Annotated in this window: 16 protein-coding genes; 5 read left to right on the top strand and 11 right to left on the bottom strand. The window is 47.8% G+C overall.

All coding sequences use genetic code 11. From position 1 onward, the window contains the following. Nucleotides 1–100 precede the first annotated feature (100 nt). Complete coding sequence (locus KDW_RS17140; protein ID WP_162005312.1) at nucleotides 101–2,152, top strand: ATP-binding protein; 2,052 nt, start codon at nucleotides 101–103, stop codon at nucleotides 2,150–2,152. Nucleotides 2,153–2,232: 80 nt separating this feature from the next. On the opposite strand, the gene KDW_RS17135 is transcribed toward KDW_RS17140, so the two are convergent. The 3 genes from KDW_RS17135 to KDW_RS17125 all read right to left on the bottom strand — a co-directional run bounded on the left by KDW_RS17135 (nucleotide 2,233) and on the right by KDW_RS17125 (nucleotide 6,279). Beyond that, entirely contained in the window at nucleotides 2,233–2,964 is a 732-nt protein-coding gene (locus KDW_RS17135) for an IMP cyclohydrolase (protein ID WP_233097730.1), read from the bottom strand. A gap of 253 nt (nucleotides 2,965–3,217) precedes the next feature. Next, nucleotides 3,218–4,651, bottom strand: coding sequence for a phytoene desaturase family protein (locus KDW_RS17130; RefSeq protein WP_151757077.1), 1,434 nt, complete (start codon nucleotides 4,649–4,651; stop codon nucleotides 3,218–3,220). Between the two features lie 197 nt (nucleotides 4,652–4,848). Beyond that, nucleotides 4,849–6,279, bottom strand: a complete 1,431-nt coding sequence (locus KDW_RS17125) for an acyltransferase family protein (RefSeq protein WP_151757076.1) — start codon at nucleotides 6,277–6,279, stop codon at nucleotides 4,849–4,851. Between the two features lie 516 nt (nucleotides 6,280–6,795). Between KDW_RS17125 and KDW_RS17120 the strand changes: the two genes are divergently transcribed. From KDW_RS17120 to KDW_RS35970, 4 genes are all read left to right on the top strand, one after another. After that, complete coding sequence (locus KDW_RS17120) at nucleotides 6,796–7,044, top strand: MoaD/ThiS family protein (RefSeq protein ID WP_151757075.1); 249 nt, start codon at nucleotides 6,796–6,798, stop codon at nucleotides 7,042–7,044. After that, a complete protein-coding gene (locus KDW_RS17115) occupies nucleotides 7,044–7,457 on the top strand; it encodes a molybdenum cofactor biosynthesis protein MoaE (protein WP_151757074.1) in 414 nt (137 codons plus the stop codon). The genes KDW_RS17120 and KDW_RS17115 overlap by 1 nt, the downstream gene beginning before the upstream one ends. 184 nt (nucleotides 7,458–7,641) lie before the next feature. Then, nucleotides 7,642–8,379 carry a type VII toxin-antitoxin system MntA family adenylyltransferase antitoxin gene (mntA, locus tag KDW_RS17110; protein ID WP_151757073.1) on the top strand — a complete coding sequence of 246 codons (738 nt, stop codon included), beginning with the start codon at nucleotides 7,642–7,644 and terminating at the stop codon, nucleotides 8,377–8,379. Beyond that, the gene (locus KDW_RS35970; RefSeq protein ID WP_151757394.1) at nucleotides 8,333–8,479 is read left to right on the top strand and encodes a HepT-like ribonuclease domain-containing protein; all 147 of its coding nucleotides are present in this window, start codon (nucleotides 8,333–8,335) and stop codon (nucleotides 8,477–8,479) included. The genes mntA and KDW_RS35970 overlap by 47 nt, the downstream gene beginning before the upstream one ends. 83 nt (nucleotides 8,480–8,562) lie before the next feature. On the opposite strand, the gene KDW_RS35030 is transcribed toward KDW_RS35970, so the two are convergent. From KDW_RS35030 to KDW_RS17065, 8 genes are all read right to left on the bottom strand, one after another. Then, a complete protein-coding gene (locus KDW_RS35030) occupies nucleotides 8,563–8,856 on the bottom strand; it encodes a tetratricopeptide repeat protein (RefSeq protein WP_151757072.1) in 294 nt (97 codons plus the stop codon). Next, nucleotides 8,832–10,007: a tetratricopeptide repeat protein gene (locus KDW_RS17095; RefSeq protein WP_151757071.1), complete on the bottom strand. Its 1,176-nt coding sequence runs from the start codon at nucleotides 10,005–10,007 to the stop codon at nucleotides 8,832–8,834. Before KDW_RS17095 ends, KDW_RS35030 begins: the two co-directional genes overlap by 25 nt. A 281-nt stretch (nucleotides 10,008–10,288) precedes the next feature. Continuing rightward, on the bottom strand, nucleotides 10,289–11,011 hold the full coding sequence (locus tag KDW_RS17090; protein ID WP_151757070.1) for a GntR family transcriptional regulator: 723 nt from the start codon (nucleotides 11,009–11,011) through the stop codon (nucleotides 10,289–10,291). A gap of 164 nt (nucleotides 11,012–11,175) precedes the next feature. Then, nucleotides 11,176–11,526, bottom strand: coding sequence for a thioredoxin (gene trxA / locus KDW_RS17085; protein WP_162005311.1), 351 nt, complete (start codon nucleotides 11,524–11,526; stop codon nucleotides 11,176–11,178). 424 nt (nucleotides 11,527–11,950) lie between these two features. Next, nucleotides 11,951–12,712: a Bax inhibitor-1/YccA family protein gene (locus KDW_RS17080; RefSeq protein ID WP_151757069.1), complete on the bottom strand. Its 762-nt coding sequence runs from the start codon at nucleotides 12,710–12,712 to the stop codon at nucleotides 11,951–11,953. 265 nt (nucleotides 12,713–12,977) lie between these two features. Next, on the bottom strand, nucleotides 12,978–13,697 hold the full coding sequence (locus KDW_RS17075; protein WP_151757068.1) for a hypothetical protein: 720 nt from the start codon (nucleotides 13,695–13,697) through the stop codon (nucleotides 12,978–12,980). A 224-nt stretch (nucleotides 13,698–13,921) separates the two neighbouring features. Then, nucleotides 13,922–14,185, bottom strand: a complete 264-nt coding sequence (locus KDW_RS17070; protein ID WP_151757067.1) for a 4Fe-4S dicluster domain-containing protein — start codon at nucleotides 14,183–14,185, stop codon at nucleotides 13,922–13,924. 227 nt (nucleotides 14,186–14,412) lie between these two features. After that, on the bottom strand, nucleotides 14,413–16,128 hold the full coding sequence (locus tag KDW_RS17065; protein ID WP_162005310.1) for a serine/threonine protein kinase: 1,716 nt from the start codon (nucleotides 16,126–16,128) through the stop codon (nucleotides 14,413–14,415). Nucleotides 16,129–16,712: the final 584 nt, after the last annotated feature.

The raw sequence follows: 16,712 nt of genomic DNA, 5'->3' as shown, positions 1-16,712 counted from the left end.
TCACTTGCCATAGAGCCGTATCAACCAGAAATATATGCCTTTCTTTGATTTTATCTATAAACGGGGCTATAATTTTGAAATGGGTGGAGGTGCTAATTATATGGCTGAACTCGCATTATTTTTATTCGGCTCACCAAATATAGAATATAATGGGACACGCATCAGTGTAGATACGCGCAAGGCCAGTGCTCTTTTAATCTATCTGGTCATGACACGGCGCCGGCATCGCCGGGATGCGCTGGCTAATTTACTCTGGCCAGACTATGATCAGACACATGCGCGGGCAACGCTACGACGCACACTCTCCGTTTTGAACAAGGCTCTTGACAACCACTGGCTACAAATCGATCGCGATACATTAGCTATCGACTCTCATGCGCAGATATGGCTGGATGTTGAAGCGTTTCATGCTCAACTGGCTATCTGCCAGAAGCACGCTCATCCAGGTACTGAAATATGCCAGGATTGCCAGGAACCGCTTCAGCGCGCGGTAGAACTCTATCAAGCTGAATTTTTAGCTGGCTTCCATCTGCATGGCAATACGAATTTTGAGAGCTGGCAATTTTTTCAAGCTGATCACTTGCGGCGTGAATATGCCTATGCACTGGAAAGGCTGGTCCAATGTTATTGTCTACAAGGACACTTTGATCACGCACTGAGTTATGCACAACGCTGGCTGGCATTAGATCGACTGCATGAGCCTGCCCAGCGTATGCTGATGCAGGTCTATGCGTGGTCGGGACAACGGGCCGCCGCCCTTTATCAATATGAAGAGTGCGTACGCATTTTGCAACAGGAACTTGAGATTCCACCACTTGAGGCAACCACACAACTCTATCAAACCATCAAAGAAAACCGCCTGCCCACACCACCGCTACTCATCGAGACGAGTCGACAACTCCACAAACCTGTGGCACAACCCATCTCCACAACGAATATGCAAGCCCACACCACACAGGCCAGACAGCCGGGATACTTGCCATTAATTGGCCGTAGCACCGAATGGGAGATCCTGCGCTCAGCATATCAAAAAGCCAGCAGCCATGGTCAGATCCTGGTGCTGGAAGGAGAGTTAGGAATAGGCAAGACGCGCCTGGCTGAAGAGTTGCTGACCTATGCACGCCAACAAGATGCCACAATCCTGATGGCACGTTGCTATGAAGCAGAACAACACATGGACTATAGTTCTATCGTCGCTGGCCTCAGGGCCGCCATGGTCCAGCAACAGGATGCGCTTAAGCGCTTACCTGCACATTGGTTGACCGAAGTCGCGCGTCTGCTTCCCGAATTGGATACCTACAGGCAGGATCCAGTTCCGCGATTTGAGCAGCCAGGATCGCAGTATCATTTGTTTGAAAGCTTGCGCCAATTCTTTCTGTCTCTGTGTCGGAACTCAAAAACCATCATCCCAGGCATTATCTTTTTTGAGGATATCCACTGGATTGATGCGGCTTCGCTGGAATTTCTGATCTATTGCTTGCGCAGAAGCATAGAAAAAAACATCTGTCTCTTCCTGACCTACCGCACTCCACGTCGCACGAAAGATTATCAACTGCACCATTTATTAAGCGAGCTACAACAAAACGGTCAGGCAACACTGCTAAAACTGGAACGCTTACAATTCCAGGAAGTCTCGACATTCATGACCTCCAATAACGTCCTGCCCGATCTAGCAACCATGACCCGCCTGTATCAAGAAAGTGAAGGGTTACCATTCTTATTGATCGAATACCTGGCAAATTTGCAAACAGGTACTCGTACCCCTAAAGAGAGCAACTGGCCAGTTCCTGCACACGCGCGTGACTTGCTCCACCTCCATATGGCAGCCATCAGTGAAACCGCCAGGCAGGTCTTAGGTGGGGCAGCCACGATTGGACGTACTTTTGACTTTGATACCCTCTGTGAGACCTGTGATGCAGATGAGAAGGAAACAGTAGCCGCACTTGAGGAATTGATCGATCAGGGCTTTATTCTGGAGGTAAGGACAGATGACGGAACACAGATACCTGGAAATTCGTTGCTGTACCGTTTCAGTCATGAAAAAACCCGTCAAGTAGCCTATGAGGAAATCAGCCAGGCTCGTCGCCGCCTGTTCCTGCGGCGTAAAGCAGAGATACGACACACACGCGCACGGGGCGACAACGCACACTAGTACGTTATCGCCCTATTTCAAACAGATCATCGGCGGCTCCATCCGATCTATCTCCTGTGATTTATGAATCACCGAGAAGCCTACTGGGCCGTAAAACGATTGCGTACCAGAATACGGCTGGTTCCTTCCTGGGCAGAAATCTGCTTGACCGCAATCGCGACACGGTTCTCTGCATTCAAGGCGTTCCAATACGTATCCAGCACTGCCTCAGCCTTACCGACACACGGCAGGAGGAGCGGATCACCGCTAAAACTTGGTAATGGGTTGGCATCACCACGATAGGTTGTCAGGCCCACCCCAAAACCACGTGGCGGCCGGGCAGGATGATAGGTAAAGCGATCAGTTTTAGCAGGATTCGCCTGGTTGGCTTTGAGGATACTCAAGGTTACGGCACCCGGATAATTCTGCAGGTCAAGCATGCCACTGATACGTGGCGTATAGTGCGGAGCGTCCGGTTCTCGCTCCCGTTTTTCCAGTGCCGAATCAAAATTTCCGCCAGCCAGCAAACCGTCATAGACAGTCCTGGTCTGATCTCCATTACTGACCAGATAGATACTTGGCAGTTCAAGCATAGCATCATAAATCAACAGTTCAGGATTATCCATCTGGCGCGTATCAATCGGCTCGGTACGCAAGGTATTGCCAGCAACGACAAACTTACGGTTGCGGCTCTGGGCGCTACGTCCCATAATCCAATAAATCATCAACCAGGCTTCATCTACAGAAGAACGGCCAATGACCAGACCTCTTCCAGGATAAGGATTTTTCCGAAGTACATCCAGATTTGCCGTTGCGATAGCACTAGCATCCATAATTCCCACTAGCTTCCTTTTAAAGTATAAAACGTCTTTTTGTCGCTCTTCTCTTTGAGGCTGGTGAGCTTATAGGGTAACGGTGGTCGTACTATAAGCTTATTATCCTCAAAATAAAACAAGTGCCACAGGCGCGAGATAATAGAGAAAAAGCCTGCAAAGGACAGTACATAAAATATTCTACTAGCGAGTATACCTTAAAACCGGGCACAGGTAAATTGTCAGGCGAGCCCCAGCACAGCGGTTCTGGGGCTTAGTGCTGCTGTTTCAGTACGGCCTGGGCAGCAAAGTAGCCACACATACCATGTACTCCTCCTCCTGGCGGGGTTGAGGATGAACAGATAAAGATGTTCGGGGCCGGTGTGGTATATGGATTTACACGTATAGTGGGACGGGTAAAAAGCTGACGGATATCTTGTTTACCACCGTTAAAGTCTCCACCAATATAGTTAGGATTGTAGTGCTCAAGTGCAACAGGATCCGTGATGTGACGGGCCAGAATCCGATCACGAAAGCCAGGGGCAAAACGCTCGATCTGGGCCTCGATCCGTTCGGTCATATCAAAGTCAGAGCCATTCGGTACGTGGCAGTAGGCCCAGGCCGTGTGCTTGCCAGCAGGCGCACGTGTCGCATCAACCATGCTTTGTTGAGCAATCAACACATACGGCCGCTCGGGCGGCTGGCCACACTGGACCTGTTGCTCCGAGAGCGCGATCTCGGCAAAGGTGCCACCCAGATGAACGGTACCGGCCTTGAGGCATTCCTGGGCGGTCCAGGGAATCGGACCATCCAGCGCCAGGTCCAGTTTGAAAGCCGCAGGACCATAGCGATAACGGCGCAGTTGACGTTTATAGGTATCTGGCAAGCGATGGCCGGCCAGTTGCAGCAACTGACGTGGGGTAACATCAAAGAGGTAGGCACACGCGGCTGGCAACTCATCAATATTTGTCACTTCTGTAGCGGTCCTGATCTCACCACCCAGGGAACGCAAATAAGCGGCCAGAGCGTCCACGATAGCCTGCGAGCCACCACGCGGTACTGGCCAACCCGAAACATGGCCAGCCGTGGCCAGTAAGACTCCTGCAGCCGCGCTGGTAGGTTGACGCAACGAAAGCATAGAGTGAGCGGCAATCCCCCCCAGGAGTGCCCGTGCCTGTGGTCCACGGAAGGCCACATCAGACAACAACTGAGCCGAGCTAAGAGCTGCCAGCGCAAAAGGGGCGAGCTTGAACGGATGCAGCAATGGTGGCAAGCGTAGAGGACCCAGGAAAGCCTGGATGATCGCCTCCCAACTGTTCACAAGCGGAATCATCAGCCGCTGATATACATCCCCATCCACCCCTAATGTCGCCGCCGTCGTAGCGATAGAGCGGTGCAACAGAACTGCTGAACCATCATCCAGAGGATGGGCCAGATTAATCTCTGGCTGTAGCCACTCCAGACCAAATTGCTCCAACGGTAGCGTGCGAAAAAAAGGCGAGGCCAGTCCGAGTGGATGAACTGCCGAGCAAACATCATGGACAAAAGCAGGTAATGTTAGCTCTTTTGAACGCGCACCACCACCAATCGTCTCTTTCGCCTCAACGACCAGCACTGACCGCTCGGAGCGCGCCAGCTCAACCGCAGCTGCCAATCCATTCGGACCCGAACCAATCACAACGGCATCATATGCATACTGTCTGGCCATAAAACTTCCTACATTTCTAGACTATACCCGCAAAGCGCTTCTGACGCTATACGAACAATGCTTTAGTTATACTATATAGCGGTTTCTACGAAAAATGCCAAAAAAGAAATACGAACGTACCACGCCGATTATACTCAATGTGATACGTTCGTTGACCAGTTTATCCAATGTGAGGCGGCAAGTTTAATACAACCAGACTAAAAAGTTCTGGCGGCCACCGGTATTCGCTGGGTTTCCTCTACAGCCACATCTACAGGTTTATTTTTCTTTACTCTGGTCACACGCTGAACAAACCATTCTCCCAAACGCATACCAGGCATTTCAATCCATCGATATAGTGTCAATGAAATAGGAAAAATCACAAAAATAACCCAACAAATAAGAGCCACAAATTCGATACCGCGCCCGACGCCATGGAATTGCTGCATCATATGCATAAACAAAAAGAGGAAGGGCAAGTGCCACATGTACAGGCTAAAAGAGATCAGACCAATCCAACGTAAGACGGAGCCTTCAAATGGTCGTTTCAACCAACCAGCATTATAGAGTAGAGCACAGACACAAAGTCCATACCCAATAGAATAGAGGGTAGATTGCCACTGTGCATACATGGGAACGAGCGTTTCTCGATATGTATTCACAATCGGCACTATAGCGCTATAATGGCTATTAGAAACACAAAATATATACACTGAGAGCAAGGCGACAATCATCCCACCAATCAGAAACATCAACCCACTCCAGCGTTGCAATTTGAGACGCAATAGATCGCCGTTGGGTGTATGGTGGGTATAGACATACAGCATGGCTAACAACATACCAATGGTAAAAGACTCGAAATATTTTCCACCATCACCATAATAATATGGCCGCAACGCCACCAGGAAATTCTGAGGAAAACCAGTCGCAGAAGCTGGAAGATTCAATCCCCACCAGCGCGAGAGAGCCCCCCAACCCAGTAACAGCATCAAACACCCAAATAACCTGATCATACGCCAATGCAACGGGCCACGAGGCACAACTAAACTGAAGAGCCCCACAATAAGTGGTAAGAGCAAATAAAACTGAAACTCAACAGCCATTGTCCAAAACGGCCCATTCAACTGTTCTGGCACAGAGGCTTGCATAGTAAACGTAAAGAACTGCAGTAACTTCCATCTATTTACAGCATGCACAAATTCGGGATGAAAGAATAATACCATCAAAATAATTGCTGCGAAATACCCTGGAACAATACGAAAAACGCGACGAATATAAAAACGTACCAGGCCCGGCCGTGGTCCATCCAATAGCAACATCTTAGCGAATGGCAAAAATAGCAGAAAGCTGGAAAGCAAAAAGAAAAGAAATACTCCAGTAGCGCCAAAGCTAAGCACAGATGCCAGTAGAACTTGCAGTTTTCCTGACGGTACCCAAAGGCCAGACCAGTGCAGAGGTAAAACAATATGATAAATAATATGATGCAGCACAACAGCCAGACATGCCACTGCACGTACACCATCAAGCACAAGAAGATGGCCTCGCTGCTTCTTAATCTCTAAAGAATCCGTTACCTTCTGACTAAAATCTGTCCAACGACTTCTAAGGGAAACAGGTTGATTTTCAAGAGCTGAATACGAGATAGTCATTTTTTGCCTTTCATGAAATTGAAGCGTTTACACAGGTTTAACACAGCAAAACAAAATTGGTCATCAAGCTCCAGGAATATTGCAATCCAAGTAAGAATCAGACAGCAGAAAGGCTAAATAAGTATTTAACGCAATGGATATGTGCTTTCTCTGACGTCTCGCGACTGCGCCACGCATTTATTTTTGTGTGCCGCAACTTCCTACGACCACATAAAAATTGGTAATGAAAAGTTATCCATCGCGTCATTACGTAAAAATTAGTACGATCTGGAACATATTCATTACCCATTCAGTAGATAATCTTTCTATTCTATAAAAATCCCTGATATATATACTATCTAAAATCATTATTTTCTGTCAATCAATTCCAAAGAGTACTATACAATAAAGAAACAACCATTACTCTAATCAGCATTATTAGCATTAATAGGTATCATTTTGTCAGAAAAATGATACTATTCACCCTGATTAAACTTTGTGATTATCTCACAGAAGAAAATATGCTATACTCTGGACATGAAAATTAAGATACGCTATTTTGCCTCATTTCGTGAGCTTATCGGGCAGGGCGAAGAATTGCTAACGGTAGCCGATGCGACGCGAGTCGTGGATATACGAGCACTCTTAGTAGAGCGCAATCCACGTCTGCAGCCGATTATGGAGCGATCGGTAAATGCGCTCAACCATCGCTATGTTCCGGCGGAAACGGTCCTCCACGAAAATGATGAACTGGTTTTTATTCCACCAACAGGGGGAGGACAGTAATGGAGCCAATCATTCAGTTGACACGCGAGCCATTGGATCGAGATGCGCTGGTCGCAGCGGTGAGCCATCCCAGCGTTGGCGGAATTGTGGTCTTTGAGGGCGTGGTCCGCGATAATGCACGCGGCAAAAATGTGCGTTATCTGGAATATGATGTGTATGAGGAGATGGCAAGACAGCAAATAGCCACGATTATTGAGGAGGCGCGTCAGCGCTGGTCACTGGAACACGTTGCCGTGGCCCATCGTTTTGGCCGTTTAGAAATTGGTGAAGCCAGTGTGATTATCGTCGTTGCCACACCGCATCGCGCAGAAGCCTTTGAGGCCTGTCGCTACCTGATCGACACCCTCAAAAGTACAGTCCCCATCTGGAAAAAAGAAGTCGCCACGAACGGAGAAGAATGGGTTGAGGGCTAAGAACACGCCCTCCCTTTTTTCCTGCTATCCTCAAGCATAAACACCTGACACTTACGGCAAAGCTATGTCCCGAATTTTTTTTATGGTATACTTGCCAGTAAGCGAGTATTATCCTTAATAAGTGCGTTACCTTGCATAAGCCAACGATCTGGGACAGATCCAGGGTTTTTCGCGGAGGTCGTTGATGAACTTATTCGAAAAACAGTCCCGTCTAAATCAGTTCTTTGCTCAAAGCCCTGTTAATGCTGCCTACCTCGCAGGTGCTCTCTCCAATCGAGCCACATTTGGTCAACTCAGTGATGTTGATATCGCGGTCCTGTTAATGGATCAAATTAAAGCAGATCAATTTCTCGATTATCAATTGTACTTCCTGAGCGAACTGGCCAAACGTCTGGAGTCCGATACCATTGATGTGGTCATCTTAAATCAAGCTTCGCTCCTCTTAAAACTACAGGTCATCAAATATGGTCAGATCGTTTTTAGTCGCAATGAGAAGCAACGCGTAACCTTTGAAACCCGCGCGGTAATGGATTATCTGGACTTTAAAAAGTTTGATGAGATTCAGAACCAGGCGTTAGGGCGGCGACTGCATGGAAACCGGTTGCCAATTGACAAAGGATTGGTGCAAGCGTTCTTACAGCAACTACGCACTGCGATAACGATTCTGGAAGAAACAGGACAACAGCCCCGGGAGATTTTTACCGCCGACTATCATTACTATGGCCTGGCAGAACGTTACCTGCAACTGGCGATTGAAGCCTGTCTCTCAATTTGTAGCACGTTGATCGCGGCCTTTGGCCTGCGCCGAGCTGAAGGCTACCATGAATTGTTGAGTATTGTTGCTGGTCAGCAGTTAATTCCCCGCCCCCTGTCCTATCGTCTGGGAGGTATTAGCGAATGTACGCGATCAGCTCGTCCATGATCCGGCCGCGCTCAGTCACGAGCAGATCTATGACTATATACAACATAATGTGAAAGATTTTGTGGAATTCGCGGATAGCATTGAGCAAAAACAGGCATAAAGAAAAAGAATGGCGAAGCCGCCCTGTTTTGTCAGGGATACTTCGCCATTCTTTTTGCTATTAAGAAGAATAGCAAGTCACCATTACTCGGCAACAGAACGCAGGGCATTGGCCTGGCTCATCGCCTGTGCGGCCTCATCAGCCCGACCAGTTGCTTCATAGATCTGGGCCATTGTCTCATAAGCCAGGATCATCGAAGGATCCATCGAAATGGCCTGTTGGACGGTATCCAGAGCCTCATCATAGCGTTTGACTTCACGCAGCGTATCTGCCAGATCATTATAGTAATCCGCATTCAGGGGATCACTCTCAATGGCATTCTGATAATTCTCAATCGCTTCGTCATAACGTCCTAGAGCGTCATAGGCAGTCGCCAGCTGGTAGAACCCTCAGGATCCCCTTCAGAATGCTCTAGCAGCTTCTGAGAGAGCTGAATAGCCTCTTCATAACGTCCCAGAGAGTTATAGGTTTCCGCCAGACCGGCATAAGCAGCGGCGAGATCGTCCAATTGCAAATCGCCACGATCCGCACTCTCAACCAGACCCTGATAGAGGACCAGAGCCTCATCATAACGTTCGGACTCCAAATAGGTCTCAGCCAGGCTAAAGCGGGTGGTGACACGTTGAGGATCAATCTGCGTGGAGCGCAAATAAGCCTCAATCGCCTCTTCACTATTTCCCTGGATCGAGCGCCAGGTACCCAGATGCTCCCAGGCCTCAGCATCCTCAGGATCAATCGTCACAATCTGTCGATAAATCTCAGCCGCCTGATCGCGTTCACCCATCTGCTCATAGATAGCTGCCAGCGCATCATAACCAACACGTCCTTCTGGATCGAGGGTTAAGATCTGATTAGCGGTTGAAAGAGCATCATCATAACGGCGCATATCCAGGTAAATGCTCGAGAGTTCGGCATAACGCGCAGGATCAGTAGGATCCTCATCAATTTTATGTTCCTGCTCCATCACGCGTCGCCACTGCTCATTGACACGCTCACGGACATCCAGCAGATTAGCACTGGCAGACGCATTATCGCCATTGAGCATCAGAGTCTGGCGGTAGGCCTGAATAGCATCCTGATAAAGATTCTGAGTGCGATACGCATCGCCAACGCTCAGGTAAAGCTCGTCATTCTCAGGATCCAGTTCGATCGCCTGCTGGAAGGTTTCCAGAGACTCTTCATACAAACCTAACTCACCATATAAATTGCCAAGATTGATATAACCATCAATCAGTTGTGGATCCAGATCAATCGCGCGGCGATAGCCAGCTATCGCCGTCTCGACATCACCCAGATATTGTTGCGCCAATGCCAGATTATAGCGAGCACGGGCATTATCAGGGCTTACCTCAACCGCCTGAGCAAACGCTTCAGCGGCGGTCTCATAATCACCTTCCTGAGCCGCAGTGTTGCCGCGATCAGTCCATGACTGCTCATCACGGGCCAGTTCACTGCGTTTCACAAATTGAACGGGCATACTCGTATTGGTATTCGTATTGGTATTGGGCTCATCTTGCATGTTACTCATACGTGGCCTACTCTCCTCTATACTCTATATTGTACTGTACGCAGGAATATTCAATAAATCCATGCGTAGTATAGCACGCCTCGCCCCTTCTTTGCTTTGCTATGCAAACCAGCAGCTTCGGAAATAGCGCAGCACACACAAATCGGTCAGCTCACATATCAACGGCGGCATATATTCACAGTTTCAAGACGCAATGAACGCGTCTTCAAGACGCTACAATTGGGCTTCATCAGTCTTAAAGACGCGAAACGGTCCGTGTTTCTACTTTGTAACACGCAGGGTCAGGCGAAATTCATACAAACTTGCTGGAAAAAAGGCCTCGGTATACTCAATTGGGCCCCGGTCTCATCAAAAGCAGTACAAAACAAACGTAAGCCTGCCTCTTTCTCAGAGACGCGCAGCAATTCAGCCTCACGAGCAGAAGCACTATCAGCTTTAATCGATTGTTCAGCAATATATGGTTGAAGTCCTTCTGAGGCCATTAAGTTGTACAGAGAGCCATCAGCAATTTCTTTAGCGCGTTGATACACACCAGCGGCACGAGGATATGGTAAGTAATCAACTTCATAAGCAACAGGAGCGTCATCAGCAGTACGCAAACGTTCCAGGCGAATAACCTGTTCTTCATCAGTCAGGCGTAATTGCTCACGTACCGTCTGCGATCCACGCACTAATTCACTGATAAAGAGCATGCCCCCGGGACGCTTCCCCCGACGACGTAATTCTTCAGAAAAGCTTGTAAGTTCGCTAATAGTTTGTTGCTGTACACGTGGCTCACACACAAATGTGCCGCGACCATGCTGGCGATACAAGAGACCCTCATGCACTAACTCCGTGAGAGCCTGACGTACAGTCGCACGACTCACATGATATTGCGTTACCAACTCGGGTTCTGAAGGAATAGCAGTATGAGGAGCAAGATGTCCGGCACGAATTTGCTGCTTCAGCACTTCTTTTAATTGATAGTAAAGTGGTAGAGGATTTGAGCGCTCTAAGATTGGCATATACGGTTCCCCTTATGTCCATACAACAAATTTTTGGATATGTAACATTATGGGAAGAATATATCACAAAAAGAGAAGAGAGTCGAGGGGTAATAGAATAAATTTGAATAAACAGGAAATATGACCTGGTAAATTTGATCATATACCAGGTCATATGTCATTTTTTAGGCAACCTGAATGCCATTTTCGGCTAAAACGCGATCGATTTCAGTTTTCAGGCGACTAGGGTGTGGACCGACTAAACGGCCAATGACATTCCCATCTTTAAACATCAACAGAGTAGGAATAGCCTGAACTCCGAGGCGTGATGGGGTCAAACCGTGCTCATCAATATCCATTTTCGCAAACTGCAGTTTGCCATCATATTCGGCACTCAAACGCTCAAAGACTGGAGCAATATTCCGGCAGGGTCCACACCAGGCAGCCCAAAAATCCACAATAACCGGTGCTGAAGATTTCAGTACTTTTGACTCAAAATCCTGATCTCCAACATGAAAAAGATTAGCATTCTCCATAATACTTCTCACTCACTTTCCAACTAAATCTATTCTGATCATTACAATCAAGTAAGCAAAGCTTGTTATATTTTACCTTACTACATTAAGACAACACCAATAGGATTTTATTTTATTCCATTCTATGCGCTTCTTTATGTTCTTTGAACTGGTAAAGATGGCATAAAAAAACTCTTCCCATCTGGGACAGAAAGAGACAGCAAGGAATAGCGATGGCCAGAGAACTCTTATCTTATCGGCAGCCAGTACCCTGTCAATCTGTATTGGCAAGCTTCGCCCGCTACGCGGGCGAGAAGGAGGTGGAGAGGCCAGGGCACAGCCCTGGAACCCCGTCAGGGGATTGCATCCCCTGCACCCCTGCTTGTCGTATGAACATTGACAGTGTACTAGAGCGCTGAAAACAAAAAGTTGTGCATGGCGCTTACTAACGGTCATCACGCATAATTGAAAGAATCCGCAAGATGTAAAGGAACAGATTCAGTACGGTGATGAACAGGGAGACCGTCAATCCAATCGCGTTTGGCAGCGTATCAGCCATATATTTGGCACGCTGAACGTAGAACAAGACATAGCCAGAAAAGATGGCAACGCCGACAAAGGAGACCAACAATGTGAACAGGGTACTATGGAAGAAAATACCAATCAGCCCGGTCACAAGCAGCAGGATCACGCCAAAGAAAAGGTAATCCCCGATGCGCGAAAAATCGCGCTTGGTTGTCCAGGCATACAAGCCTAATCCCAGAGAGGTAAGAGCCGTAATCACAAACGCCTGGCCAAGGATATTTCCGAGTCCCGATGATAGGTAGATCGAAACCAGGGGCCCCAGCGCTAAACCTTCCAGGAAGGTGAAGAGGTAGAGCAAGAACAGATTGATGCCCGGCTTTTGAATCAACAGATTCAAGGCGATCAGCACGACAAAGCCGGCAATAGCCACCACCCAATAACTACCGGTGCTTAAGCTCATTGTAACGCCAACCAGGGTACCCAGGGTAGCAAAAATGAAGGAGAAGGCCAGCAAGCCCATCACCTTACCAATCAAACCACTGGCAGAAACAGCAGTTTCGGGATACCCATAAGGTAAGGTCTGATACTGATATTGAGAACCGAACGAATTGTTGCCCCTGTTGTTGTTGCCATAGGGGTTATTTCCGTAAGGATAATTGTTTCTTGGATTCTGGTTAAACATCGTGAACCTCAGTTTGAAACACTAGCAACGCAATCATTGAAAAATACCTTGCAAAAAAGGCTCTTTCACCACGTATATACGTGCAACGCTGAGTGCTGGTTGCAGGTGGCTCAAACACACTTTGATTTCTCGTGAGATGAACCATTCCCCCAACCAGTACCACACTTCCATCTTCTCTCCAACCCAGGCATTGGTTCAGAGCCATCTCTACAGTATCAAAAGCTATCAGGTTCTATAGACAAAGCGCATGTAATCACGATATTGATTACATGACGCTCCATACGCCACAAATCTCACAAAAAGCGACGCCAACTTCACCAAAATTCTTACTGCGTGTATTCCAGCGATCATACACGATGGCCAGGGATCCACAACTCCAGCAGCGAGCACGACCACCAGCTTTACTCTCACTCTCCAGCTTCTCTAGTAAAGCACTACGAGCCTCATCAGAGCCGGTATAGCCAGGATTGTATGCCAGATGCAGCAGGTTGCCCAGTGGTAGACTAATTTCATGCGATGGTGGCTGTAATGGCGCAGGATTTGCTGCTGGTGGTGGTGGCACCGAAGCAGCATTCGGGACCTGCGGCGGTCGGCGGAATAATTCTCCACGCGAGGTTCGTCGTCCACCCTCTATCGTGGGGGTGTAATCAGGACGCTCATGGCGCTCCCCACGATCCATCCGTGGTGCACGCTCTGGTCGTTGCGGAGCAGCAGGTGCCTCCGAGCTCTCTGTACGCTCACCATTTAAAACAGGTGTCACAGGAGGTTGCGTAGAAGCAAAAGATGGAGGAGATGCAGGTGCAGCCTCATGGCGCGCACGAGTTGAAGGACTCGCTGGCGTCTGGGCATCAGCTTCCTGTTTAGCCTCGGATGCAGGCGTCGTAGCCTTTGTATCGGCAGCTTGCTCTGACTGCTCAGCAGCAGGATTTGCCTGTTCTGGTTGTTCTGGTGGATTAGTAGCACGTCTTCGTCGGGTAATTGGCATAAGAGGTTCACTCCATAAGAAAAGAAGTTATGTGTGCGTGCAAAGTAAAGCGCAGCACATGTATTATATCACATTGTAAAGAGAAGAGAAAAAAATATCCAGGCAAGATAGAGGGCGAGTCCCCACGATTGTGAGAAAGGCAGGTAACTCACCCTGTTACAAGCCCATTGAGCTCACCTTACTTAAAGAGACCTCTTTTGAGCTATGATCTACGCTCACCCGGACTATTGACCACTAAAGAAGTCGGCATTGATCTTGATATAACTTTTCCACTCTGCAGGAACTGCTGACTCTTCAAAAATAGCCGTTACCGGACAAGCAGGCTCACAGGCACCGCAATCGATACACTCATCAGGATTAATATATAGTTGCTCCTGCTCATCAAATCCAGGTTCACCGGCTGAAGGGTGAATGCAATCTACCGGGCAAACATCAACACAGGATGCATCTTTAACACCAATACATGGGTGCGTAATTACATAAGTCATAGTTTCTAAACATCCTCCTATTAGCATGCTGCGATAGCCAGGAAAGCTATACAGTAGCGAAGTTTTGTTTTGGGCCAACTTCAGTATAGAGGGTTGTCCAGATGATGTCAATTGCCTGCGCCAGTACTTCCACCCTTCATTGAAGCTATCAGCTATCCTTCTAATGAGAAGTCTTTAACTCTTTCTTCCAAAATGCACAAGGCATCAAAAAAACATGCCCCTGGTTGTTATTTAAACGTTGCGACTGAGAGATTAGAAAACATGACTTCTACACCTTGATTTTCAACATAGAGTCCAATCAAGCCAGACCGTGGGGTACTCGCATTCGCATCCACCTTTTCATTTGCTATTAATGGGATCCCATTAATAGCAAATGAAAAGACATTTCCTCGTGACTCAATCGTTATCGTGTTGCTCTTTCCTGTATCGGCCATGATAGCCGAACTTCTGCCGGTCTCAAGCGTCTTCCATTGCTGCTGTTTATCGCTATCCGAGAAGCGGAGGAAAGCATATTGTTGATGATCATAAGGAGAGATCTCAAACAAATAAAAAAATGATTGATCAGCAGCGGTACGAAAGATGACACCATGAAAATCACGATCATCCTGCTTGTTGTTAACCTCAAGCATCGTCACGGTTAGCTTAAAATCCTGCACCTGATAATCCCTGAAGCGAGCAAACATGGCAGATTTCTGCTGAGTGTTTTTGATATGATACCGATGATTGCTATCAAAGAAAAAGTTTGAGCTTTGTGGCCACTTTGTGATCAACTGAAAAGGATTAGTGGGCATCTGGATTGGCGTAGGCGTTGCGGTAGGTTGCACGCGAACGACTGGCGGTGCATGTCGCTGATTATTATTCATAAAAGTCAGAGTAAAACCAGTCGTGAGCACAATCATCAGGAGCACTACCAGCGTGAAAACCAGGCGCTTAAACCTGGAAGACTTCACAGGACTGGTCCACAACGGTTTGACCCGCACCACAGGGCGAGGAGCAGCCACGCCTGATGGGGGACTGATGAAATTCTGTTCCTCCTCAAAGGAGGACGACTGCGCCAGTTGTGAACGCTTCTCGCCTGCATTAATAGCAGCAGTAAAAGCGCGGCTCAGCTCACCCGCTGACTGAAAACGCTCACCTGGCTCCTTTGCCAGCGCCTTACGCACCACGCGATCCAACAAAGGGGAGATATCTGCCCGGATTAAGGCCAGCGATGGGGGTGGTTCATGCACATGTAGCAATGCCAGCGCAATGGTCGAATCGGCTCGGAAGGGTAAGCGCTTCGCTAACACAAAAAACAAGGTAATACCCAGAGAATAAACATCCGAACGGCCATCTACCGGTCGGCCCAAAGCCTGCTCCGGCGAAATATAATCAGGTGTACCCATCACGGCTTCAGAAGGCCTGGAATCTTTCTGTCCCGTAGCAAGTTCAGGTTGCAGGACCCTGGCAATGCCAAAATCAGATAGCACCACATGTCCTTCACTGTTCAACAAAATATTCGCGGGTTTAACATCACAGTGAACACAACCATGGGCATGCGCGTAATCTAAAGCTGCCGCCAGCTGCTCCAGATACCAGCGAGCTTCCTTCAAGGACAATGGACCCCGCTTCGCCATATACTCAGAAAGCGTTCCCCCTGGCATATAGGGCATCACAATATAGGGCAGACCATCCTGTTCACCATATGAATACACGGGAAGGATATTCGCATGCTCCAATTTACTGACTGCTTCTGCTTCGTGCAGGAACCGCAGATAGAAATCGCGCTGCATGCGCATATCCATCCCCGAACGTGGTAAGAAGACTTTGACTGCGACCTTCCGCGCTGGATCCTGCTGCTGTGCGAGAAAAACGGCACTGGATCCGCCATAACCGAGCAGCTTTTCCAACACACATGAGCCTAGCACCTTACCAATCAGATGCTGCCCCCTATTTGAAGCCACGCTCAAGCTCCTCTCTAACTTCCCCTTTGAGATCAGGTGCAATAATTGAAACGTTATGATCTGCCATAATACACCAGGAAACTATATGTATTTTAATCATGGCTGTCACCTACTGTCAAATCTTAAACTTATGTATCTAGAGAAAATTCGATTCGCATCTTTCTCTATAAAATGAGTACTCTCAGCGATATGGAATTTCTGCTTGCGATAGGAGACAAAATAATCTTTTACTCCATTCAACACTCACGAGGTTGTCCTTTTTAGGGCAGGAATTGTCCGTCGCGCATGATTATGTGCCCATCAACTTCAAATAAAATCCTCACTACATTACCCAACTTACGTCAAGAATACAAGCCCTTTCTACAAATACAATCGCATATACGAGCGCCTGAAGTAGAGGTAACATCAGGAAAGACTAATAATACTTTTGGACAATCCTCCGGGCTAGTACATCTGTGGGGGGATAATGGGAATCCTCTCCCTCTCTGCACTCAGTTCTTACTGATATGTTATACTTGAAAAAATTTTACAGATGGGTTACCAGCCCTTTGATCCTTCATCACCTTTAAGAGAAAGCAGAGCTG

The organism is Dictyobacter vulcani, from assembly GCF_008974265.1.
GTDB classification, from domain to species: Bacteria; Chloroflexota; Ktedonobacteria; order Ktedonobacterales; family Ktedonobacteraceae; genus Dictyobacter; species Dictyobacter vulcani.
The sequence above is the reverse complement of the archived record's forward strand: the minus strand, read 5'-3'. Positions and strand labels throughout refer to the sequence as shown.

Excerpts from the sequence above, each read along its gene's own strand:
- KDW_RS17140 (WP_162005312.1), top strand. The coding sequence starts at position 101 with ATGGCTGAACTCGCATTATTTTTATTCGGCTCACCAAATATAGAATAT.
- KDW_RS17135 (WP_233097730.1), bottom strand. The coding sequence starts at position 2,964 with ATGGATGCTAGTGCTATCGCAACGGCAAATCTGGATGTACTTCGGAAA.
- KDW_RS17130 (WP_151757077.1), bottom strand. The coding sequence starts at position 4,651 with ATGGCCAGACAGTATGCATATGATGCCGTTGTGATTGGTTCGGGTCCG.
- KDW_RS17125 (WP_151757076.1), bottom strand. The coding sequence starts at position 6,279 with ATGACTATCTCGTATTCAGCTCTTGAAAATCAACCTGTTTCCCTTAGA.
- KDW_RS17120 (WP_151757075.1), top strand. The coding sequence starts at position 6,796 with ATGAAAATTAAGATACGCTATTTTGCCTCATTTCGTGAGCTTATCGGG.
- KDW_RS17115 (WP_151757074.1), top strand. The coding sequence starts at position 7,044 with ATGGAGCCAATCATTCAGTTGACACGCGAGCCATTGGATCGAGATGCG.
- mntA (WP_151757073.1), top strand. The coding sequence starts at position 7,642 with ATGAACTTATTCGAAAAACAGTCCCGTCTAAATCAGTTCTTTGCTCAA.
- KDW_RS17095 (WP_151757071.1), bottom strand. The coding sequence starts at position 10,007 with ATGAGTAACATGCAAGATGAGCCCAATACCAATACGAATACCAATACG.
- KDW_RS17090 (WP_151757070.1), bottom strand. The coding sequence starts at position 11,011 with ATGCCAATCTTAGAGCGCTCAAATCCTCTACCACTTTACTATCAATTA.
- trxA (WP_162005311.1), bottom strand. The coding sequence starts at position 11,526 with ATGGAGAATGCTAATCTTTTTCATGTTGGAGATCAGGATTTTGAGTCA.
- KDW_RS17080 (WP_151757069.1), bottom strand. The coding sequence starts at position 12,712 with ATGTTTAACCAGAATCCAAGAAACAATTATCCTTACGGAAATAACCCC.
- KDW_RS17075 (WP_151757068.1), bottom strand. The coding sequence starts at position 13,697 with ATGCCAATTACCCGACGAAGACGTGCTACTAATCCACCAGAACAACCA.
- KDW_RS17070 (WP_151757067.1), bottom strand. The coding sequence starts at position 14,185 with ATGACTTATGTAATTACGCACCCATGTATTGGTGTTAAAGATGCATCC.